This window comes from Pectobacterium quasiaquaticum (genome assembly GCF_014946775.2).
Lineage (GTDB): Bacteria > Pseudomonadota > Gammaproteobacteria > Enterobacterales > Enterobacteriaceae > Pectobacterium > Pectobacterium aquaticum.
Window position 1 is genome coordinate 335,551 of sequence record NZ_CP065177.1, and the last position, 20,252, is coordinate 355,802.

23 protein-coding genes are annotated in these 20,252 nt (G+C 63.5%); 15 read left to right on the plus strand and 8 right to left on the minus strand.

Annotated features, from left to right (window positions below; genetic code table 11):
* Nucleotides 1-29: 29 nt before the first annotated feature.
* The 6 genes from IG609_RS01575 to IG609_RS01600 form a co-directional block, all read right to left on the minus strand.
* On the minus strand, nt 30-431 hold the full coding sequence (locus IG609_RS01575; protein ID WP_193401069.1) for a DUF1330 domain-containing protein: 402 nt from the start codon (nt 429-431) through the stop codon (nt 30-32).
* A gap of 219 nt (nt 432-650) precedes the next feature.
* Nucleotides 651-1,634 (minus strand): aldo/keto reductase, encoded by a 984-nt coding sequence (locus IG609_RS01580; protein ID WP_193401068.1) that lies wholly within the window; start codon nt 1,632-1,634, stop codon nt 651-653.
* 22 nt (nt 1,635-1,656) lie between these two features.
* Entirely contained in the window at nt 1,657-2,202 is a 546-nt protein-coding gene (locus IG609_RS01585) for an NAD(P)H-dependent oxidoreductase (protein WP_193401066.1), read from the minus strand.
* Nucleotides 2,203-2,231: 29 nt separating this feature from the next.
* Nucleotides 2,232-2,528: a DUF1330 domain-containing protein gene (locus IG609_RS01590; RefSeq protein WP_193401064.1), complete on the minus strand. Its 297-nt coding sequence runs from the start codon at nt 2,526-2,528 to the stop codon at nt 2,232-2,234.
* Entirely contained in the window at nt 2,525-3,514 is a 990-nt protein-coding gene (locus IG609_RS01595; RefSeq protein WP_193401062.1) for a quinone oxidoreductase family protein, read from the minus strand. The genes IG609_RS01590 and IG609_RS01595 overlap by 4 nt, the downstream gene beginning before the upstream one ends.
* 59 nt (nt 3,515-3,573) lie before the next feature.
* Nucleotides 3,574-4,731, minus strand: coding sequence for an iron-containing alcohol dehydrogenase (locus tag IG609_RS01600; RefSeq protein WP_193401060.1), 1,158 nt, complete (start codon nt 4,729-4,731; stop codon nt 3,574-3,576).
* A 128-nt stretch (nt 4,732-4,859) separates the two neighbouring features.
* On the opposite strand from IG609_RS01600, the gene IG609_RS01605 reads away from it, so the two are divergent.
* The 5 genes from IG609_RS01605 to IG609_RS01625 all read left to right on the plus strand — a co-directional run bounded on the left by IG609_RS01605 (nt 4,860) and on the right by IG609_RS01625 (nt 11,350).
* Nucleotides 4,860-5,813, plus strand: a complete 954-nt coding sequence (locus tag IG609_RS01605) for a LysR family transcriptional regulator (RefSeq protein ID WP_193401058.1) — start codon at nt 4,860-4,862, stop codon at nt 5,811-5,813.
* Nucleotides 5,814-6,554: 741 nt separating this feature from the next.
* Nucleotides 6,555-7,382 carry a DUF932 domain-containing protein gene (locus tag IG609_RS01610; protein ID WP_193401056.1) on the plus strand — a complete coding sequence of 276 codons (828 nt, stop codon included), beginning with the start codon at nt 6,555-6,557 and terminating at the stop codon, nt 7,380-7,382.
* A 66-nt stretch (nt 7,383-7,448) separates the two neighbouring features.
* Nucleotides 7,449-9,479 (plus strand): ParB/RepB/Spo0J family partition protein, encoded by a 2,031-nt coding sequence (locus IG609_RS01615; RefSeq protein ID WP_193401054.1) that lies wholly within the window; start codon nt 7,449-7,451, stop codon nt 9,477-9,479.
* 300 nt (nt 9,480-9,779) lie between these two features.
* The gene (locus tag IG609_RS01620; RefSeq protein WP_193401051.1) at nt 9,780-10,241 is read left to right on the plus strand and encodes a DUF6367 family protein; all 462 of its coding nucleotides are present in this window, start codon (nt 9,780-9,782) and stop codon (nt 10,239-10,241) included.
* A gap of 794 nt (nt 10,242-11,035) precedes the next feature.
* The gene (locus tag IG609_RS01625; RefSeq protein WP_193401049.1) at nt 11,036-11,350 is read left to right on the plus strand and encodes a DUF736 domain-containing protein; all 315 of its coding nucleotides are present in this window, start codon (nt 11,036-11,038) and stop codon (nt 11,348-11,350) included.
* A 57-nt stretch (nt 11,351-11,407) separates the two neighbouring features.
* Here IG609_RS01625 and IG609_RS01630 read toward each other — a convergent pair whose 3' ends face one another.
* Complete coding sequence (locus IG609_RS01630; RefSeq protein WP_193401047.1) at nt 11,408-11,698, minus strand: helix-turn-helix domain-containing protein; 291 nt, start codon at nt 11,696-11,698, stop codon at nt 11,408-11,410.
* A gap of 299 nt (nt 11,699-11,997) precedes the next feature.
* Here IG609_RS01630 and IG609_RS01635 point away from each other — a divergent pair, with 299 nt between their 5' ends.
* From IG609_RS01635 to IG609_RS01680, 10 genes are all read left to right on the plus strand, one after another.
* Nucleotides 11,998-12,348, plus strand: coding sequence for a DUF2958 domain-containing protein (locus tag IG609_RS01635; protein WP_193401045.1), 351 nt, complete (start codon nt 11,998-12,000; stop codon nt 12,346-12,348).
* Nucleotides 12,349-12,720: 372 nt separating this feature from the next.
* Nucleotides 12,721-13,476 carry a DUF2285 domain-containing protein gene (locus tag IG609_RS01640; protein ID WP_193401043.1) on the plus strand — a complete coding sequence of 252 codons (756 nt, stop codon included), beginning with the start codon at nt 12,721-12,723 and terminating at the stop codon, nt 13,474-13,476.
* 125 nt (nt 13,477-13,601) lie between these two features.
* Nucleotides 13,602-13,898 (plus strand): helix-turn-helix transcriptional regulator, encoded by a 297-nt coding sequence (locus IG609_RS01645; RefSeq protein WP_193401040.1) that lies wholly within the window; start codon nt 13,602-13,604, stop codon nt 13,896-13,898.
* Between the two features lie 26 nt (nt 13,899-13,924).
* Entirely contained in the window at nt 13,925-14,791 is an 867-nt protein-coding gene (locus IG609_RS01650; RefSeq protein ID WP_193401038.1) for a replication initiator protein A, read from the plus strand.
* A 253-nt stretch (nt 14,792-15,044) separates the two neighbouring features.
* Nucleotides 15,045-15,683: a ParA family partition ATPase gene (gene parA / locus IG609_RS01655; protein ID WP_193401036.1), complete on the plus strand. Its 639-nt coding sequence runs from the start codon at nt 15,045-15,047 to the stop codon at nt 15,681-15,683.
* Nucleotides 15,680-15,934 (plus strand): chromosome partitioning protein ParB, encoded by a 255-nt coding sequence (locus IG609_RS01660; protein ID WP_193401034.1) that lies wholly within the window; start codon nt 15,680-15,682, stop codon nt 15,932-15,934. The genes parA and IG609_RS01660 overlap by 4 nt, the downstream gene beginning before the upstream one ends.
* 5 nt (nt 15,935-15,939) lie before the next feature.
* The gene (locus tag IG609_RS01665) at nt 15,940-16,473 is read left to right on the plus strand and encodes a DUF2840 domain-containing protein (RefSeq protein ID WP_193401032.1); all 534 of its coding nucleotides are present in this window, start codon (nt 15,940-15,942) and stop codon (nt 16,471-16,473) included.
* Complete coding sequence (locus tag IG609_RS01670; RefSeq protein ID WP_193401030.1) at nt 16,470-17,069, plus strand: S26 family signal peptidase; 600 nt, start codon at nt 16,470-16,472, stop codon at nt 17,067-17,069. The genes IG609_RS01665 and IG609_RS01670 overlap by 4 nt, the downstream gene beginning before the upstream one ends.
* A complete protein-coding gene (locus IG609_RS01675; protein ID WP_193401029.1) occupies nt 17,066-17,533 on the plus strand; it encodes a hypothetical protein in 468 nt (155 codons plus the stop codon). The genes IG609_RS01670 and IG609_RS01675 overlap by 4 nt, the downstream gene beginning before the upstream one ends.
* Complete coding sequence (locus IG609_RS01680) at nt 17,530-19,488, plus strand: relaxase/mobilization nuclease and DUF3363 domain-containing protein (protein ID WP_193401027.1); 1,959 nt, start codon at nt 17,530-17,532, stop codon at nt 19,486-19,488. Before IG609_RS01675 ends, IG609_RS01680 begins: the two co-directional genes overlap by 4 nt.
* A 91-nt stretch (nt 19,489-19,579) precedes the next feature.
* On the opposite strand, the gene IG609_RS01685 is transcribed toward IG609_RS01680, so the two are convergent.
* The gene (locus IG609_RS01685) at nt 19,580-20,221 is read right to left on the minus strand and encodes a TetR/AcrR family transcriptional regulator (protein WP_193401025.1); all 642 of its coding nucleotides are present in this window, start codon (nt 20,219-20,221) and stop codon (nt 19,580-19,582) included.
* Between the last annotated feature and the right edge of the window lie 31 nt (nt 20,222-20,252).

Sequence of the window (20,252 nt, forward strand, 5' to 3'; positions counted from 1 at the left end):
ACATATCTCCTTACAGACTGGTTGTGGATTTACTTCGACACCGGCGGAGCCACCGAGGCTTCCATGATATAAGCGTTCGTTTCGCCTGCGGCATGCCGGATGGGTTTTAGTTCGGCATAGGTCAGCGAGTCATACCAAGCCTTCGCCTGCTCCAAACTATCGAACTCGATGACAATCATGCGTCCCATGGGAGCCACACCTTCGAGGGGCAGGACGGATCCACCACGCACCACATACCGGCCGCTGTACGGCGCAAAAGTCGACTCGACTCGGGTACTGTAGGGTCGGATCGCAGCCGAATCCCGTGGTATGAAATCCGCCACGTAGAAGGCATGTGGCTTGACCTGTGCCGGATCCGCCGCCCACGAGGCCGGATGGACGAAAGAAACACACAGTGTCGCGATAAGGACTGCACCCGACTTGATACTCATAGTTTTTTGCTTCTCTCATACAGGGGAGCGTTCAGTATTGCAAGGGAGTCCGCTTCACTGGAAGAACACCCTGGTTCAGCGACCACTGAAACTCGACTCATCAATCTGGTCTGGCGAAAAAGACCTCAGGTACTCTTCTCCGGAAACCCCGTCTTTAGCGATGCCCAAGGAACATCCGGGCCGCCGGTCGCTTACCTCAGCATGGTCAGCCGTGGCAGTTCAACGCCCTGAGAGGCGCAACATAGCTTCCGGATAGCGCGCGCCCTGAATGACGATGTCGGCTTCGGCGATGGCGCTCAGGTCGGACGTATCCAGCGTGAGCTGTAGTGCGCCAATGTTCTCTTCGAAGCGTTCGAGTTTGCGGGTGCCAAATAGCGGCACGATCCAGGGCTTCTGCGCCATCAGCCAGGCCAGTGACACCTGCGCCGGCGTAGCACCGTGGCGCTCGCCAATATGGCGGATCAAATCAACCAGTTCCTGGTTGGCCCGCCGGGCCGACTCGGCAAAGCGCGGCGTTTGGGCACGGATATCGGAACTGTCGAACTGAGTCGCGGTGTCAATCTTGCCGGTGAGGAACCCCTTGCCCAGCGGGCTGTAAGGCACCAGACCGATGCCCAGTTCCTCTAGTGTGGGGATCACTTCAACTTCCGGCTCACGGGTCCACAGCGAGTATTCGCTCTGCAGCGCGGCGAGTGGCTGCACGGCATGCGCGCGGCGAATCGATGCCGCGTTGGCTTCTGACATGCCGAACCAGCGCACCTTGCCTTCGGCGATCAGGTCCTGCACCGTGCCGGCCACCTCTTCCATCGGCACCTCGGGATCCACGCGGTGCTGGTAATAGAGGTCGATGTAATCGGTGCGCAGGCGGCGCAGGCTGCCTTCAACGGAGCGGCGGATTTGCGCGGGCCTGCTGTTGACGCCGCCGCGATGCACACCGGTGTCCTGATCCACGTCCCAGCCGAACTTGGTCGCGATCTTGATCCTATCGCGCACCGGTGCCAGGGCTTCGCCGACCATTTCTTCGTTGGTCCAAGGGCCGTAGACCTCGGCGGTGTCGAAGAAATCCATGCCGTGATCCACAGCCGCGCGGATGAGCGCGATCATCTCGGCGCGGTCCGGCAGTTCGCGCGCCTTGCCATAGCCCATGCAGCCCAAAGACAAGGCCGAAACCTCCAGCCCCTGACCAAGTTTGCGTTTGATCATGATGCTCCTCGCTCTGTTGCGTTCAGGAAATTGTGGCGGCCACCGGCTGCGCCAGACGCGCGGCAAGTACCTTACTGAAGCCGGCGAGTTTGCCTTCATCCGCGCCCATGGCTTCGAAGAAGGCCAATGGCTTCGCGAAGCGCATGCCCACATACAGGGCGCTGGCTCTCAGCGGCGTGAGCACCTCGTCCATGGAACTCTGCACCAGCCCTTCGGCCGAATAGGTGAATTCGGATGCGCCTGCAGTGACCACCGCCAGCAGTTCCTTGCCCTTGAGCGCCTTGCCATCAGGGCCAAAGGCCCAGCCGTAGGACCAAACCTGATTCATGTAGGCCTTGAGCATCGGCGTGAGGTTAAACCAGTGGATCGGGAAGAGATGAACGATGCGGTCGGCACGCTCGCATGCTTTCTGTTCGGCGGCCACATCGAAGGCGGCGAGGTCGCTGCCGTAGAGGGCTTCGAGATTGCGCACCTCGACTTCCGCTATGCTGCCGACAGCCTTCTGCAGCGCTTTGATGACAAGGGACTGCTCGGGATAGGGATGGGAAGCAATGACGAGGGTTTTCATTGGAAATGTCCTTGGAATATGGAGGATGTTCAGGCGATGCCTTCGACGAAATAGGCGTGGCTCTCGGCCGCCGCGAGGCGATAGCCGAGGATGGCCTGGTAGACCGGCGAGTCGTGCCAAGCGTGGGCCAGTTCCATACTGGGAAAACGCAGGATCACGATGCGCCCGAGCGGCGGCTCGCCTTCAATGGTTTGCGGCAGGCCCCCGGCGACGATGCGCTCGCCGCCGAAGGGCTTGTAGGTTTCGGCCACCTTCGCCTGATAGGGCTTGATGGCTTCGGGGTCGTGAATCTTCACGTTGATGACGAAATAGGCGGGTTGGTTCAAAGCTTGTTTCCTTGCTGTTCAGGAGCGAGATAGAGCTTGCCGTGGGTAAGGCGGCCTTCCAGCGCGCGGTGCGCGTCTGCCGCCTGATTCAGCGGATGCGCGGTGGCTTCAGGCGAGCGCAACCAGCCGGCCTGCAGTCCGTCAAAGATGCTCGCGGCACGGTGCTGGAATTCGCCGGGCTCGGCGATGTAGCTGAACACCGAGCCGGCGGCGATGCGCGTGCAGGGCACGATCAGCTCGCCCGGATTGATCGCCGGCGCCGGGCCGGATGACACGCCGAAGCTCACCGCCATGCCGCCGCGCGAGAGCCCCTTCACCGTGCTGGCAAAGGTCGCCGCGCCAATCGAATCGAAAGCAAGATCCACGCCACGGCCCTCGGTGAGTGACATCAGCTCATCGAAGAAGCGGTAGTCGCGGCCGTAGTTGATCACCGCGTCCGCGCCAGCCGCGCGCGCCACGGCAGCCTTTTCCTCGCTGGAAACGGTGCCGACCACCCAGGCGCCCAGATGCTTGAGCCATTGCACCAGGAGCTGCCCGACGCCCCCGGCGGCGGCATGCACCAGCACGCGGTCGCCGGGCTGGATGGCGCGGTATTCGTTCGCAAGGTATTGCGCCGTCATGGCCTGGAAGATCAGCGCCTGCGGCACGGCGAGCGCTTCCGGCACCGCCACCAACAGCTCGGCGCGCAGCACAAGCTGGCTGGCGTAGGAGCCGCGGGCATTCATCCACGCCACGCGCTGCCCGGGCTGCAGGGCCACGTCCTCGCCCACCGCGCGCACCCGCCCCACGCCTTCGAGGCCGGGGGTGAAAGGCGCCGGCATGGCATGCACGCCCGCGCCCTTGCGCAGATTGATGTCGAGAAAATTGACGCCGGCTGCTTCCACATCGACCAGCACTTCGCCCGCTGCGGGGGCAGTCAGGTCGGGAAACGGCTCGACTACCATGTACTCGGGTCCACCGAGCGCCTTGACGATGACGCGCTGCATGGCACGCTCCTGTGTGTTGAGACCCGCCGGCTCGCAGGCCGGCAGGCGAGATGAAGGGTTCAGAGGCTGGCTGCGTAGACCTTGCGGCTCAGCGCCGGGGTCACGTCGCCGTGCTCGCCCAGGCTCACCATGCCGTGGGTTTCGACGGCGGCGACCAGCGCATCGATCGCGTCCGCGCCAACACCGTAGGCGGAAAGCCGCGTGGCTACACTTAGGCTTTCGAAGAATTCGCGTGTCTTGTGGATGGCCAGATCAATGCGAGCATCTTCGCTGCCCTCAGTGAGCTGCCAGACACGCTCGGCGTACTGCAGTAGCTTGGCGCGCTTGGCCTCCCGGCGCAGCTCCAGCATCGAGGGCAGCAGCACGGCCAGCGTCTGCCCGTGGTCCATGCCGTGCAGCGCGGTCAGCTCATGGCCGATGATGTGCGTGGCCCAGTCTTGCGGCACGCCGGTGGCGATCAGGCCATTGAGCGCCATGGTCGCGGCCCACATCAGATTGGCGCGCGAGTCATAGTCCGCCGGCTCGTGTACTACCTTCGGCCCGATCTCGATCAGCGTCTGCAGCAGGCCTTCGGCAAAGCGATCCTGCACGCGGGCGTCGACCGGGTAGGTCAGGTACTGCTCGACCACATGCACGAAGGCATCGACCACACCGTTGCCCAACTGGCGCGCCGGCAGGGTGTAGGTCTTAATCGGATCGAGGATGGAGAACTGCGGCGCGACGAATGGGGAGGCAAAGAAAGCCTTGGTGTGCGTGGCCTTGCGGGTGACCACCGAAGTGTGATTCATCTCCGAACCTGTGGCCGGCAGGGTCAGCACCACGCCCAGCGGCAGGGCGCTCTGCACCACGCCACCGAAGCTCTCCAGAATTTGCCACGGATCTCCTGCGAGCGGCACGGCAGCCGCTACGAACTTGCTGCCATCGATCACCGAACCACCGCCCACGGCGAGCAGGAAGTCGATATGCTCGGCACGCACCAGCTCCACCGCACGCAGCAGCGTTTCAAACGCCGGATTTGGTTCGATGCCACCGAACTCGAACACCGTGCGTGCGCCCAACGCGGCACGCACTTCAGCCAACGTACCGGTGCGCTCTGCACTCTGGCCACCATAGAGGATCAGCACGCGGGCGGAGGCCGGCACCAGCTCGCTGAGCCGGGCCACCGTGTCCTTACCGAACACGATGCGGGTGGGGTTCTGGAAATCAAAGTTGAGCATGGCGAAGGGCTCCGGAAGAAACTGCGATGCGTGTATTCTGGGTGCTCGCATTGATTACCGGAATGCCACGTGTGGTTTATTATTAATAAACCAAAGGTTACGAATCCACACTCCTTACTAGGCTCACCATGGACTCTTCCCAGCGCGTACGCGCCATCCTGTCTTTCATCCAGGTCGCCGATGCCGGCAGTTTTGCCGGTGGCGCGCGGACGCTGGGCATTTCTCCGGCAGCCGTGAGCAAGAATATTGCCGGGCTGGAAAAGGCGCTCGGCGTGCGCCTCATGAACCGCACGACGCGCACCCTGAATCTGACCGAAGAAGGCAGCGCCTTTCTGCGACAGGCGCGCATCGCGCTGGATGCATTGGACGCCGCGACCGATGCGGTAATCGCCCATCGGGCCACCCCTTCCGGCAAGGTCCGCATTTCCACCAGCGTCGGCTTCGGGCGCGAACAGCTGGCGCCGACCTTGCCAGGGCTGCTGGAAAAATATCCGGGGCTGGCGGTGGAAGTGGATTTCGATGATCGCGTGATCGACCTTGTGCATGACGGCTACGACCTCGCCTTGCGCGGTGGGCGCATTACGGATTCGTCCCTTATTTCCCGCCCTGTCTGCCAGCTCAATATGCTGCTGGTGGCTTCTCCCGCGTACCTTGAACGCTACGGGGTGCCGCGCAGCCCGGCCGAGCTGGCACAGCACCGTCTGCTGGTGCGGCGCTTTCTGGGTGGGCGGGTTTCGCCCTGGCATTTCAAGGCGCCGGACGGCAGCATCACCACGCTCGACACCGAGCACGCCGTGATGACAATGTCCTCTCCTGAGACGCTCGCCCAGTCAGCGCTGGCTGGCGCCGGTATCGCGCAGGTGGGGGTACACCACGCCTGGCAGCATTTGCGCTGCGGTGAGTTGAGGGCGGTGCTGCTGGATTCGCATGACCCGGGCAGTTATGAAATGACGCTTCAATACCCGCATCGAGCGCTGGTCGCTCCACGGGTGCGAGTGACCGTAGAGTATCTGCTGGATGTGTTTGCGAAGCTGGAGGAACTGAACGTCCCGCTCGGATCACTGCGCCAATACGCGGACTGAGCGATTTCCCGGGGAGCGCCTGGAACAGGCGCCTCCTACTCCATCTCTCTTCAGTCCTAGACATCGGCGTATCCGCGCGAGATGGTCAAGGGATCGCCGGCGTTCAACACCGCAGCGGCGATTTTTTCCATAACCATCCCTCGGGCCTCGCCGCGCCATCGCGGGCTGACGTGACGAGTTTTGCAGAACGCGGGTTACTGCAGCCCGAGGGGGCATCGCCCCTTTTTGCTTCGTCCGAAATGCCGCTGCGCGCTGCGCTTGCCCTCCAGGGGATCGGCTGGGCAGCCCATCCCCGCCGCACTTTGTTTGGCGCCCCTGCAATGCAGCCGAACAGGCTGCTCCTGATCGGCCACCCCCCCTCCAGCTAGGCGTGCCTGCGGCACGCAGGGACGCTCGCCGCGCGGCGTTGGTTTCAGCGCATCTCCTGGCCCATCGGCCGCTGTTCGTCTTTCCCCAAGTTCATCGCTTTTTCCCGCGACCGTAGCCTGCGGCGCCTGGCCGTCAAGGCGCGCAGGGCCGAGTCCTCGCTGCGCTGCGGGCCGCACCAACCCTGCGCTTGCTTCCTTGACAGCCCGTCCCTCGCTGGCCCGGTTTTTCGCGGGCGATGAACTCAGGAAAGACGGCGGCAAACAGGGACTGGCCCAGGTCTCTGCGCCGAACCAACCGAGGCCACAACGGGCTCCGAATCTTGGAATCCGGTCAGCTTTGAAACCACAGCAGCAACTTTTTTGGAGAAAGATCATGCAACTCGCATCCCGTTTCGCTTCCCGATCCCCATCGCTGCGTAGCGATTCCCCACTGTCCGATGACCAAATCCGCCGCGTGGCCCCGTCCATCTTCGCGGACGCCCCGCATGAGAGCCGTTCCGAGCGGTATAGCTACATCCCCACCGCCGCCGTGCTGACCGAACTGCGCAAAGAAGGCTTTCAGCCCTTCATGGTGACGCAGACCCGAGTCCGCGACGAAGGCAAGCGCGAGCACACGAAACACATGCTGCGCCTGCGTCATGCCAGCCAGATCAACGGTGCAGAAGCCAATGAAGTCGTGCTGCTGAACTCGCACGACGGCACCAGCAGCTATCAGATGCTGGCCGGGATGTTCCGCTTCGTTTGCAGCAATGGCCTTGTCTGTGGCGACACCGTGGCAGATGTGCGCGTACCCCACAAAGGCGACGTGGCCGGACTTGTCATCGAAGGCGCTTATCAAGTGTTGGGTGGCTTTGAGCAGGTGAAGGAATCGCGCGACCTGATGCGCGGTATCACGCTGGACGATGGCGAATCCGAAGTGTTCGCCCGTGCAGCGCTGGCCCTCAAGTACGACGACCCGGACAAGCCCGCACCCGTCACCGAATCGCAAATCCTGATGCCGCGCCGCTTCGACGACCGCCGCCCCGACCTGTGGAGCGTGTTCAACCGCACGCAGGAGAACTTGACCAAGGGCGGCTTGCATGGCCGCACCGCGAATGGCCGTAGGCAGAGCACGCGCCCGGTACAGGGCATTGACCAAAACATCCGTCTGAACCGCGCTCTGTGGCTGCTGGCCGATGGCATGCGCGCCCTCAAAGCTTGAAGCGTCCCTCCCGCCGGAGGGGCGGTTTCCCCTCCATTCCTTGTTTCATTCGATTGGAGATACACGATGAACGCCACTACCCAAACCGAAGCCCGCACCATCAACACCGCCGCCGCTATCCCGCTGGAAGCTGCCGACCCGAGCAAGAACCTGATTCTGGTTCCCCTGTCGCGGCTGGTGCTGCGTCCCACGGGCCGCAACGTGCGCAAGACCCCGTGCATGTCCATCCCCGAACTAGCCGCGTCCATTCAGCGCGTGGGCCTGCTGCAAAACCTCATCGTGATTGCCGCCGCCGATGGCGAGCATTACGAAGTCGTGGCCGGTGGCCGTCGCCTTGCTGCCCTCAAGCTGCTGGCGAAGAAGCACCGCATCCCGAAGGAATGGGAGGTGCCTTGCCTGTTGGTGGCCGATGGCACGGCTCGCACCGCCAGCCTCACCGAGAACGTGCAGCGCGAAGTCATGCACCCCGCCGACCAGTTCGAGGCGTTCGCCGCACTGGTGGCCGAAGGTCGGCCCATTGAGGACATTGCGGCGGATTTCAGCGTGACGCCGCTGGTAGTGCAGCGCCGCTTGAAGTTGGCGAATGTCTCGCCGCGCCTGATGGTCGACTATCGCGCCGATGCCGTCACACTCGATCAGTTGATGGCGCTTGCCATCACCGACAACCACGCCGCGCAGGAAAGCGCGTTCTACGATGCGCCAACGTGGCAGCGCCATCCGTCCAACTTGCGCGAACGTCTCACCGAACGCGAAATCGACGCCTACCGGCATCCGCTGGTGCGCTTCGTTGGGCTGGATACCTACGAGCAGGCTGGCGGCGGTGTTCGCCGCGACTTGTTCGCGGAAGGCGATGCAGGCGTATATCTGGCCGATGCTGCATTGCTGGAAAGGCTGGCGCACGACAAGCTGGCGGGCATCGCCGCCGGGGTGCGCAGCGAAGGATGGGCATGGGTGGATGCCACGCCCGGCGTGACCCATGCCGATCTGCACGCCTTCCAACGTGCCCCGAGGGAGCGCCGCGAACCGACCAAACGTGAGGCCCAGCGCATCGAGAAGCTGCAAACCAAGATGCAGGAGGTGGGCGAAGCCCTCAATGCCGCGCTGGACGCGGAGGACGAAGAAAAGGCCGACGCGCTGCAAGAGGAAGGCGAAGCCTTGGGCGAACAATTGCAGGCGCTGGAAGATGGTTTGCAGGACTACAGCCCGAACGTGAAGGCCGCCGCCGGTGCCATCGTCACCATCGACCGCAACGGCGAGACCGTCATTCATCGCGGGCTGCTGCGCGAGGCCGAGGCCAAGGCGTTGCGCACGCTGGAACGGCTGCGGCAGGGTTTCGGCAGTGATGAAGCCGAGAACGACGACGAAGGCGAAACGGCAGATGAAGCGAACGCACCCGCCATGTCCGACCGGCTGGCGCAGCGCTTGAGCGCACATCGCACCGCCGCGCTGCAAATCGAAGTTGCCCGGCATCCACGAGTGGCGCTGGCTGCGCTGGTGCATGGCATGGTGCAGGCCGTCTTGCAGGGCAGCAACTACGGCCACGACTTGCCGTTAGGTGTGCACCTCACCGTGCAAGACAGGCTGGAAGGCATGGCCCCGGACTGGCCGGAATCGTCCGCCGCTCTCGCACTGCGCGAACTGCAACAGGCATGGGGTGGCAAGCTGCCCGAGGACAGCGCCGAACTGTTCGCCGCACTGCTGGCGATGGAGCAAGACGAACTGGTCACGCTGCTGGCCCTGTGCGTCGCCTCGACGGTGGACGTGGTGACGCCTCGCGCTGCGCAGCGCCAGCCCGGCGCGGAACTGGCGCAGGCCGTTGGCCTCGACATGGCGGCATGGTGGAAGCCGACCGCCGAGGGCTATTTCCGGCATGTGCCGAAGGCAACGATTCTGCAAGCCGTGGGCGAATATGCACCGGAGCACGTCACGCGGCTGGCGAAGCTCAAGAAGGCGGACATTGCCAGCGAAGCCGAGCGGCTGGCCGATGGCACGGGCTGGATGCCCGCCATCTTCAAGGCAGAAGGCCCGGCGGTGCAGGAAGCCCCGGAGGCTACCGAAGCTGTGGCGGAGGAACCGGCCGAGGCGCTGGCCGCTTGACCCACGCTGAAAGGCAAGCGTCCCGGCATCGACCGGGGCGCTTTGCTGGGAAAGAAACCGCCCGTGACTCGCACCACCGCCAGCACCGGCCCCAAGCCACCCCGCCTTGGGGCCGGTGGATACCAAAAATCCGGGTGCGGCCGTGGCCGCGCCCGGTGTTGAAGGGCAATTGCGGAATCAGAACGCAATCGGCTTCGCTCTGACTCAGGCACTAGAGTTGAAACTACCCAAAGCAGCCCCATCTGACTGCTTTCGTGTTTAACATGATGTTAAACGAGACTTTATATAGGGGAGATTTACATGAAATTGGCTGAAATTTTAAGGGGGCTGGATGCCGACGCGGAGCCAGAGGAAATTTCTGTTCTTCTTTCGTCCAATGCTCTTCGCCGCTGCAATCTGCAAATCACGTTAGAGAGCATCTGGATGCCTTCAGGGAACAAGGACTGGATGTACCGCGTAGACCCCGAAGATCCAAGAATTCCCCTACAACGTCACATCCACATCGCCAAGAACAAGCACACCAGCGCAAAGAATATGCAGGCATCGTGGAATGCTGACGGTACGCGTCATGACAGGAGTTCTTTCAATACCTCTGTTGGTAGTGCAGAGCGCGTGCGGGACATCGCCAGGAGCGTTCTGGGGATCCCTCCAAACATCACGCTTGAAAGCATTGATAACGTTCAATCTGACAATGTTTTGATTGACGACATCTCGTTTTCTTCGGATGGGAAGATCGCCTACGTGGCCCTTCGCATATCCTAAAAATTGCAGGCAGCGAGCGTGTCGGCGCGGTGCGCCGCCGGGCTTTCGGGCTACGCCCCGTGCCGTCTTTGCCGTCACGGCCATTCGGCTCTAATCCCTCACGCCTTCGCGCCTGCGGCGCTGCGCGCTTCGCTTGCCTCCAGGGGATCGGCGCAAGGCCCATCCCCGCCGCACGCAGCTTGGCGCCCCTGTGAAAGCGCCGAACCGGCTTGCACCGGATCGGCCAGACCAGTGCCCCACCACAATGGACGGGGTGCGGGGCAACGCCCCGGCTTGCTGCGGCAGGTTGTGTAAATGCGTGCCGTCCTCAATGCTGGCGGTTCGTCGTCCCTACGTCATGACATACGATTCACGGACACGCCGCCCAGCCTAGCTATGGAGCTTCCACACCACGCCTCAAGCATGCCGCCGCAGGATGCGGCGGGATCGTTTGCGCTTTCCGTTGGGGGGCTTGTCAGCATCACAGGGGCAAACCGGTGAAGCAGTCTGGCGGGGCTGTCGAGTCAGCCCTGCCTCCTTGCGGAGCAATCGGCCCATGCGTCCTTGGCTTGTCGTGAATCCTGGCGGGGGCACGGCTACGCCTTGGGCTTCATGGCCGCAACCGTCCGGTGCAAACAATTCCCCCTGCGCGGTCACTGCGTTCGGCGCATTCCTCGCGGGACAAATTCTTTGCGCCTCCCGGTCCTCCACTGCGTTTCGGCCGCAAGCGATGCGACCCGCCCATCCACCGCCTGACGGATCACAACAAGGACGCGATGGGCGCGGCCTTGGTTAAACCGCAAGGAGAAAACATCATGGCCACCATCGGCACCTTCACCGCAGACAAAGACAGCTTCACCGGCACGATCCGCACCCTGACGCTCAACGTCAAGGTCAAGCTTATCCCCAACGAAAAGGAAAGCGAGAACGCCCCCGACTTCCGCGTCCAGGCGGCAGGCGGCTACGACATCGGCGCGGCGTGGAAGAAAGTCAGCAAGGCCGAGCGGCCCTACGTGTCCGTGACCCTCGACGATCCCACGTTCCCGGCGACGATCTATGCCCGCCTGATCGAGGAAGAGGACGGCACGCACAACCTGATCTGGTCGCGCAGCAAGCCCCAGGCAGCCTGAAGGCCGCCTCAGCGCCCCGCCCATTGCGGCGGGGCAGCCGTGCTCTGCACGGCAAACCTACGACCGGGCCGCCGCGAGCTGGCTTTCTGTTTCGGTCATCAGCACCGAGGTACTGCATTCAAGCGCGCCGGCGATCTTGAAGATGATCGCTAGCGTGGGCATGTGCTCGCCGCGCTCGACCTTTCCCATGTGGGAACGCTCGATGCCGGCTAGATTCGCCAGCAACTCTTGCGCGATCCCGCGTTCCGCCCGCAGTGCGCGCACCGCCGCGCCGAAGGCTTGCGCCAATTCGGCATCGAAGGTGGTGGCACCGGTCGGCCGACCGGGTTGGATGGATCGCTTCTGCATAGACAGAAGCGTCCAATTTCGAGACAATTAAAACCACGTTATCTTTAACTCATTGGTTGGAGTGTCGTCCGCATCCGTGCTTGTACGGAAACCCGTATCGGCGGATTTCAACAGAACCGGGAAACCGTATCCGTGTCTTGCCTGACTTCCACAATTCCGCTTTTGCATTTCTGTGTCAGTACGGATTCGACGGCTTGCGTATCTGTGTTTACCCACGAAAGCACCCATCCGGTTCGGTGCTTCTGCGCTTTCGCGCAAAAGCGGTTTCGTGCACTCTCGGTTTTGCGGGGTTCCTGACCATGATCCAGCCTCTCATCACCGCCGACGAGCGAGCGCAACTGCTCGCCAACGGCCAAGCACGTGCGGCAGATCGGGGCATCGATCCGAAACCCGTGGTGCGGCTGTTCACGCCGGATGCGCACGCAACCTGGTTGCTGGCTGCGCTCGATCCGGCTGATGATGATACGGCCTGGGGCCTCATTGATCTCGGCATCGGCATGCCGGAGTTGGGGACGGTCAAGTTGTCCGACTTGGCAGGCATCGTCGGGCCGCATCAGCAGCCCATCCGACGTGATCTGTATTTCCGAGCATCGCGGCCGCTATCGGAGTATGTCCAGTTGGCGCAGATCGACGGTTCGATCCCCGACTGATCGAGCCGCATGGCCCCGTAGCGCGGGCCATCCAGACACAGGCCGTTGCGGCGCATTGTGTCTTTTTTGGTCTTATTTATGACATTGGCGATCTAAATCGCCACTCTTGCGGCAAGGCGACGCGCCCTGACCGAAAAGGACATGACGCACAGCAAGACTTGCGGCAGGGTCTCCTCTGCTGTACCCCATTTCAGGGTTATGCAGCCGTCGCATTCGGACAGTTCACATAAAACTTCGGAGCCAATTAGTCTTGACACCGCTCGTTACAACTTAAGTGTATCTCTTTGCTGGGTGCGCGTTGAGGTTTCGATGGTGTAGCTCCTGCGTACCAAGAACCGTGGCGACGATCCCTGCCCAACAGGAGGTTGCGTCATGACTGATCGAAGCACCGAACCTTGGTATCCCACTGCCGCGTATCTCTACGTGCTGCACCTGGATGACCTGGCACTGGCCTGGGAGTATTTGCGCCGGCATCCCGACTACCGCCACGACTGGTTACACCGTCGCCGCCAACTGGAGGCTGCCCAAAGTTGGGGGCTGCGCATGCTGGAAGACCCGGCCCTGGATGCGCGCGACGCGCATCCGGCCTGGCTTCCCGGCCATCCCTGCACCGCGCAGCTTCACCCGGACATCGACCCGCCACCGGATGCCATCGCGTTCGAGCTGTGGCGCATTCCCGGTCAAAAACACCTGGTCCACGATGGCCGACGCCTGATGCTCGCCACGCGCTGGCCCGGCTGCTGCCTGCGCCTGACGTTGGCGCCAAGCCTGGAGGATGGCATGGCCTACGTCTATGCCATCCGCGCGTGCAACATGCCTTGTGCACGCCATTGCACGCTCCGGACCGAACTGGACAAGCTGGCCGTAGCCGCCGAAACCACGCCTGCGGCAGCGGCTCGGCCCCGGCCTGCGCCAACTGCGTTGCAGGAGCTGCACACCTTGCAGGCGCTCGACGCCAACCTGGCAGGGGCATCCTTGCGTGAGGTCGCCGAAGGCCTGTTCGGTACCGATGCCGTCGTGCACGGTTGGTATGCCGATGGCGGCTTGCGTTCCCGCGTGCGCCGTCTGGTGCGACGCGGCCAGGGCCTGATGCGCGGTGGGTATCGCCGCTTGGCGCAACTCCAATGAATTGAGCAGGGTCGTTTTGCATCCCCCGCAAAACGACCCTCTACGAGACGCATCGCTTTCTTGAGACTGCCTCCATCTGGCCGCGCGGTGCGGCTGGACTGTCCTAACCGATGGAGGCTTACCCGATGCGACCCGCTCCCTTGCGGCCTGCTGCCGCGCCCGCCACGCAGCAGAAATCCGCTGCTGCTGCACAACCCCAACGCTACCTGACCAACGACGAGGCCGCCGAATACCTGCGCTTGTCGCCACGCACGCTGGAAAAGCAGCGCGTGATCGGCGGCGGCCCGCGTTTCCGCAAGTTCGGCCGTCGCGTCATGTACGCGGTGGCCGACCTCGACGTTTGGGCCGACCAGCGCAGCTTCGAGGCCACGTCCGATCCCGAATACGCCGAGCACCACTCGGCCGACAGCCGTGCGCGCTGATCGGCGCTTCGCCGGTGGCTATCTCCATGTCCAGCCCATCGCTGCCACCCCGATCATCGGGGCAGCGGCCAGCGCAGGAGCGGGAACAGCTCGATCTGTTCCGCGCGCTGCCGGGCGACATGGCGCCGCGCGACAGCCAGGATTTGATGGCCTTTCCGTTTTTCTCGCTGGCGAAGTCGAAGCGCGTCCAGCCGATCGACTTCCGCGCCGGCGGCGTGACGATCCGCGTGGAGGGAACGCAGGAGCACGGTATCGCCACGATCTGGGATGCCGACATCCTGATCTGGGCAGCCAGCCAGATCGTGGAAGCGCGCGATGCGGGCATTCGCCCATCGCGCCTCATGCGCGCCACGCCCTACGAGATCCTGCGCTTCATCGGACGCGGTACGTCACTGCGCGACTATCAGCGCCTCAAAGCAGCCTTGGATCGGCTGCAATCGACCACGGTAGCCACCTCCATCCGCGAGACGACCGGGCGGCGCCTACATCGCTTCTCGTGGATCAACGAATGGAAGGAACTGGCCGATGCCCGCAGCACTCCGCTGGGCATCGAATTGATCCTGCCGGACTGGTTTTTTGTCGGCGTGATGGATGCTGCGTTGGTGCTGACCATCGACCCGGCCTATTTCAAGCTCACGGGTGGCATCGAGCGCTGGTTGTACCGCCTGGTGCGCAAGCACGGCGGCAAGCAGCCGGGTGGCTGGCAGTTCGACTTCAAACACCTGCACCGCAAATCGGGCAGCACGGCGAAGCCCTACGACTTCGCCTGCGACTTACGCGCGCTGGTGGCGCGGCAGTCGATGCCGGGCTACGTCCTGGGCATCGAGCGGATGCCGGACGACGGGGCCGAACTGCTGACTTTCCGGCCCGTGCTTCGGACGGCACGGGGATAACCGGTGGAAAAACTGTGAATGGCCTCGTGCTATCAGGCGTGCCGGGTATCGTGCTATCGGGCGTGTCCCTATCGTGCTATCAGGCGTGCGAAACCGCCGAAAACCCAATAACGGTGCGGGTTTCCAGTCCCTCTAACTTCCCTAACTTAAATTCTTTAACTAATAAAAACAGCGCGCCGTTTCGGTGGAAAACTGCCAAACGGCCCTGCTCACAGGGAAGAAAAGCCGGCTTTCCAGAAAGGAGGGCCAGGTCATGATCATCGCTTTGCTCAATCAGAAAGGCGGCGTGGGCAAGACCACGCTTGCTACACACATCGCCGGAGAGCTGGCCATGCGCGGCCAGCAAGTCGTTCTGCTGGATGCCGACCCGCAAGGCTCGGCGTTGGACTGGACGCAGCGGCGAGCACAGCAGGGCTTGCCACGCTTGTTCAGCGCCGTAGGCCTCGCACGCGAGACGCTGCACCAGGAAGCCCCCGAACTGGCACGCAGGGCCGATCACGTCGTCATCGATGGTCCGCCACGTATCGCCGCGCTGGCGCGCTCGGCGCTGCTGGCAGCCGAGCGTGTGCTGATCCCGGTGCAGCCCAGCCCCTATGACTTGTGGGCGTCGGCCGAGATGGTGGCGCTGATCCGCGAGGCACAGGTATTTCGACCAGCACTGCGCGCAGCCTTCGTCATCAATCGACGCGTCAGCACGACCATCATTGGCCGCGAAGCACGCCAGGCATTGACCGACCAGCCGCTGCCTGCGCTGCGTTCGGAAGTGCACCAGCGCATCGCCTTCGCCGACAGCGTAGCTGCCGGGCGGCTCGCCCGTGAAACGGCGCCAGACAGTGCGGCCGCGCGCGAGATCACCGCACTGGTCGATGAACTGCTGCGGTGGCCGACATGACTGGAACAAGCAGCAAGCGCGTCGGCATCGGAGTACGGCCACCAGCGAACCCGCACGCAGAGGCGTGGGTTCGCCAGGGGGAAGCCAACGACATCCAGAAAGGCGACCTCTACACCGCACGCCTGACCCTCGACATCACGCCCGCGATGCGTGCGCGCATCAAGGTGTCGGCCTTCACGCAGGGCGTGACGGTGGCCGAACTGCTGCGCGCGTTGCTGGAGCGCGAATTCCCGGAAGTTTCTACGGAGTGAACACCATGAATGCTCACGCCTTGCCAGGCACGGTTGCACCACCAACTTCACTCGCAGAACTCGTTGGCCGAGCCGGCACTGCACCATTGACCCGCGTTTCGCTGGCCTACATTGAGCAGCGCATTGATATCTATCTGCGCTTCGGCGAACCGATGCGTACGATCCGGCTCGACCGCTGGCGGCGCGTCGCGATGTTCCCGCCGGGCGCTGTGTTCTGCCGTATCCGCTGGCATGCCAACGACTACGGTACCGTGCGCTGGCAGCTCATGGTGATGCAGGCTTGCACTCTATTGGATGCGGCGCAGCGCATCCCCGGTGTGCTGCCCGGCGCGCGCCTGCTGCTGCACGCCGAGGGAGAACTCGCCGTGCGCGCCGTGCTGGCGCAACTCGACGCCATCGAGGCGCAAAGCATCGTGCCCGCCGACGTGTCGCCCGCGTATTGGCGCACGCTGGGCAACCGGCTCGCCGCACGCTTACCGCTGCCAGCCTACACAACCGAGCGGCATGCCGCCTGGCTGGCAGGGAGGGCGCTGTCATGACGGTGCTTTCCACATCTGGCACCACGCCGCATCCTCTCTCGCGCAGGCGCGCTCACCTCGTGCTGGCGGCGTTGTCCGCCTGCGGGCTCGCTGCGCTGGCCTGCGCGTCCTTCCTTCCTGACCACATGCGGCCGCTGCCACGCCTGACCTACAACCCGTCCGACAGCGTAGCGGTCGGCTGGTATCGCGTCGATCTGCTCGACCACCAGGCCGACTCGCTGCCAAGTCCGTTGTCCGTGAACAGCATTGTGCTTGTGCCGCCGCCGGCCGAGGCCGGCGTGCTGGCTGCGCAGCGCGGCTATCTGCCGACGCGCGTTCCATTGCTCAAGCGCGTGGGTGCGATTGCACCGCAGGAAGTGTGCATCGCGGGCGGCATCGTCCGCATCGACGGCGTGCTTTCGGCCGCTGTGCTGCGAACTGACCGACTGGGCCGTCCGCTGCCGTCGTGGCAGCAATGCCGCCGCCTCGCACCGGGCGAGCTGTTCCTGTTGAGCGTGACCAATCCGGCGTCGTTTGACAGCCGCTATTTCGGGCCGGTTGCTGCATCCACGGTGATCGGTGTTGCGCATCCGATCTGGTTGGAAACACGTCCATGATGGCCGCCGATTCGCTGCACATTTCCGTGCACTTCATCGTGCCATCCGGCATGTCGTTCCGCTGGTCGTCGCCGTGTCGTTGTGCGTGCAGTGCTGGTGCCGATCCTGCGTATCGTGCACCGCACTTCGCGCAACCTCCAGCGCCGTCCTCCTACGTGCAGGCGTCTTGCCTCGAACACACCCGGCCGGTGGCCGTGGCTGCGTTCGCCGGTGGGCTGGCTGCGGGCAGCGCAGCACCGCCGGACCGCCAACGCCCAGAGCGAAAGCGAAGGGCAAAGGCGGAAGGCAAGATAAAAGGTCGCGGCACATGGCCGCTTGAAAACCTTGTCTGCACGTGGGGGTGGCGCGGCACGCGCCAAGAGGCGGCAGCGTGCCGCGAGAGTGCGCAATGCCGCATCTGCATTGGCGAAGGCGCGTGCTTTGCCCTCCTGGCTGCGCTGGTCTTCGATGGAGGCACCGCATGAGCAATCAAGACGACGAGCGCTTCCAGCTGCGGCCTGGCGTGCCGAAACAGCGTGGCGACGCCTTCATCAGCAAGGTACTACGCCAGACCAACAAGGCCGGTGCCAAGCTCGGCAAGACGGTCGGCAAAGTCGGCCATCGGCCCGGTTCCCGGCTGGGGCGCGGCCACGTCGCGGCCCGCTTTGCCGGAGCCTCACTCACAGCCAACGCGCGGCGTGTGACCATCAAGACACGACTGGTTAATCTGCCCAAGGCAGGGCCGCGTTCGACTGCCTCACACCTGCGCTACATCGAGCGTGAGGGAGTCGATCGTGAGGGCGGGCCGGGTCAGGCTTACGGCCCGGCGACCGACGCGGCGGATACCTCCGCTTTCGAGGAGCGTGGGCGCGAGGATCGTCACCAGTTCCGCTTCATCATCTCGCCGGAGGACGCCGAACAGCTCGATGACCTGCACACCTATACCCGGCACCTGATGGCGCGCATGGAGGCCGACCTTGGCACCCGGCTGGACTGGGTGGCGGTAGATCACTGGAACACCGACAACCCGCACACCCACGTCGTCTTGCGCGGAAAGGACGACACCGGTAAAGACCTTATCATTTCCCGCGACTACATTGCCGAGGGGATGCGCCACCGGGCTGCCGAACTGGCAAACGAATGGCTGGGGCCGCGCACCGAACTGGAGATCGAGCGCGCCACGCAGCGCGAAGTCGACCAGGAGCGGTGGACGAGATTGGATCGCACCTTGCAGCGTGAGGCCAAAGACGGTCTGGTGCTGCCGGAGACGTTGGCCGAACCCCGGCTGCAACGCCAGCGTCAAATGCTGATCGGCCGCCTGCAGCACTTGCAGCGTATGGGTTTGGCGACCGAACAGCAGACCGGTACATGGGCTATCCACGCCGAGGCCGAGCCGACCCTGCGGGCCATGGGCGAGCGCGGCGACATCATCCGCACCATGCAGCGCGCCATGAGCGGCAAGCAACGCGATCTGGCCGTATTCCAACCCGGCGAGGATGGCCGCTCAATCGTCGGTCGCGTCGTCGGCAAGGGACTGGCCGACGAGTTGTACGACAAAGGCTATCTGATCGTTGATGGCACGGACGGCAAGGCGCACTACGTCGCGCTACCGCCACGCTCTGAGCTGGAGCAATATCCGACCGGCGCCGTGGTGGAAGTGAAAGGCTCGGTCGACATGCGCGCTGCTGACCGCAACATCGTCGCGCTGGCCGTCGATGGCGTGTATCGCACTGATCATCATTTGGCCGTCGCGCAAGGTCAGGCCAAGCCCGACCGTGATCCGCGTGAGGTGGTGGCGGCGCACGTGCGTCGACTCGAAGCCCTGCGCCGCGCCGGCATCGTGGAGCGCGTTGCCGAAGGCGTCTGGCGCGTGCCTGGTGACTTGGCCGACCAAGGCCGCCAGTACGATACGCAGCGCCTGGGCGGTGGCGTGGCGGTGGAGCTGAAATCGCACTTGCCGATTGAACGGCAGACCCGCGTAGTCGGCGCGACTTGGCTGGATCAGCAGTTGATCGGTGGGGGCAAGGGACTAGGAGACCTGGGCTTTGGCGCCGAGGTGAAGGACGCACTGTGTGAGCGCGCCGAGTTCTTGACCGAACAGGGACTGGCCGAACGTCACGGTCAGCGCGTGGTCCTGGCACGTAACCTCTTGGCGACGTTACGCGGGCGCGAGCTGGTGAAGGCTGCGCAGGACATAGCGACGGAAACTGGTTTGGAGCATCGTCCGGTGGTCGAGGGTCAGCGTATAGCTGGTACGTATCGGCGCAGCGTCATGCTGGCCAGTGGGCGTTACGCAATGCTCGACGACGGCGTAGGGTTCAGCCTGGTGCCGTGGAGGCTCGCAATCGAACAGCGATTAGGACAGCAGATTACAGCAACGGTGCGAGGGAGTAGTGTCTCCTGGGAAATTGGTGGTCAGCGAGGACGTGGAGTTAGTTAAGCATCTTGCTGCAGTCTGGTTAGATCCGTACAGCGTTTTTTGCCTGTTCGCCGGTCGGTGAGGTCACCGACCGCATCGAATACCGCCGTCCTCACGATCCAGCTCCCGCGTCGATCCGACCGCAGATCGCAATGACAGCGGCGTCCGCAATGCCGGCCAATTCCTCGCGTCCACTGCCCGTTCGTGCACGCACAGCCAGCGTTTGCAGCATCGCCGAAGCGACGACGGCAGCAGAGGTCGGGTCGACACCACCATTCAGCTCGGCCTTCGATCGCTCGAAGCGCTCGCGAAAAGCACGGTCAACATCCGCAACATAGCCCGCCGCAACCGCGCGCGTATTGGGATCGCGAAGCGACTCAGTGACCGCTGTACAGATGACGAAGCATCCCCGCGCGCCCATAGATCCCGCCAGTGTGCTCTCCGCCGCTTCGATAAGAAAGTCGCGGAGCACTTCACGCAACGGCGCGCTGCTAGCCATGCGCTGTCGAATTCCTTCTACCGACCACATCCTGTTTTCCTGAAGCGCGCGCAAGTAGAGCGCATGCTTGTCGCCGAACGCCGCATACAGGCTTGGGCGATTTAGCCCGGTCGCCGCAGCGAGATCATCCAGTGAGCTCGCTGCATAGCCATAGTTCCAGAACACGTCACGCGCACGCTCAACCACTTCGGTCTCGTCAAACTTTCGCGGGCGTCCGCGGGGGCGTGGAGCCTCCTGCTTTGTTTTTTGTACCATTTCGCAAATAATCCTTGATCGTTTGATTTAT

Coding starts and splice junctions, on each gene's coding strand:
- IG609_RS01625 (WP_193401049.1), top strand. CDS start 11,036: ATGGCCACCATCGGCACCTTCACCGCAGACAAAGACAGCTTCACCGGC.
- IG609_RS01610 (WP_193401056.1), top strand. CDS start 6,555: ATGCAACTCGCATCCCGTTTCGCTTCCCGATCCCCATCGCTGCGTAGC.
- IG609_RS01675 (WP_193401029.1), top strand. CDS start 17,066: ATGATGGCCGCCGATTCGCTGCACATTTCCGTGCACTTCATCGTGCCA.
- IG609_RS01600 (WP_193401060.1), bottom strand. CDS start 4,731: ATGCTCAACTTTGATTTCCAGAACCCCACCCGCATCGTGTTCGGTAAG.
- IG609_RS01665 (WP_193401032.1), top strand. CDS start 15,940: ATGAATGCTCACGCCTTGCCAGGCACGGTTGCACCACCAACTTCACTC.
- IG609_RS01580 (WP_193401068.1), bottom strand. CDS start 1,634: ATGATCAAACGCAAACTTGGTCAGGGGCTGGAGGTTTCGGCCTTGTCT.
- IG609_RS01595 (WP_193401062.1), bottom strand. CDS start 3,514: ATGCAGCGCGTCATCGTCAAGGCGCTCGGTGGACCCGAGTACATGGTA.
- IG609_RS01670 (WP_193401030.1), top strand. CDS start 16,470: ATGACGGTGCTTTCCACATCTGGCACCACGCCGCATCCTCTCTCGCGC.
- IG609_RS01650 (WP_193401038.1), top strand. CDS start 13,925: ATGTCCAGCCCATCGCTGCCACCCCGATCATCGGGGCAGCGGCCAGCG.
- IG609_RS01620 (WP_193401051.1), top strand. CDS start 9,780: ATGAAATTGGCTGAAATTTTAAGGGGGCTGGATGCCGACGCGGAGCCA.
- IG609_RS01645 (WP_193401040.1), top strand. CDS start 13,602: ATGCGACCCGCTCCCTTGCGGCCTGCTGCCGCGCCCGCCACGCAGCAG.
- IG609_RS01640 (WP_193401043.1), top strand. CDS start 12,721: ATGACTGATCGAAGCACCGAACCTTGGTATCCCACTGCCGCGTATCTC.
- IG609_RS01685 (WP_193401025.1), bottom strand. CDS start 20,221: ATGGTACAAAAAACAAAGCAGGAGGCTCCACGCCCCCGCGGACGCCCG.
- IG609_RS01635 (WP_193401045.1), top strand. CDS start 11,998: ATGATCCAGCCTCTCATCACCGCCGACGAGCGAGCGCAACTGCTCGCC.
- IG609_RS01575 (WP_193401069.1), bottom strand. CDS start 431: ATGAGTATCAAGTCGGGTGCAGTCCTTATCGCGACACTGTGTGTTTCT.
- IG609_RS01585 (WP_193401066.1), bottom strand. CDS start 2,202: ATGAAAACCCTCGTCATTGCTTCCCATCCCTATCCCGAGCAGTCCCTT.
- IG609_RS01630 (WP_193401047.1), bottom strand. CDS start 11,698: ATGCAGAAGCGATCCATCCAACCCGGTCGGCCGACCGGTGCCACCACC.
- IG609_RS01660 (WP_193401034.1), top strand. CDS start 15,680: ATGACTGGAACAAGCAGCAAGCGCGTCGGCATCGGAGTACGGCCACCA.
- IG609_RS01680 (WP_193401027.1), top strand. CDS start 17,530: ATGAGCAATCAAGACGACGAGCGCTTCCAGCTGCGGCCTGGCGTGCCG.
- IG609_RS01615 (WP_193401054.1), top strand. CDS start 7,449: ATGAACGCCACTACCCAAACCGAAGCCCGCACCATCAACACCGCCGCC.
- IG609_RS01605 (WP_193401058.1), top strand. CDS start 4,860: ATGGACTCTTCCCAGCGCGTACGCGCCATCCTGTCTTTCATCCAGGTC.
- parA (WP_193401036.1), top strand. CDS start 15,045: ATGATCATCGCTTTGCTCAATCAGAAAGGCGGCGTGGGCAAGACCACG.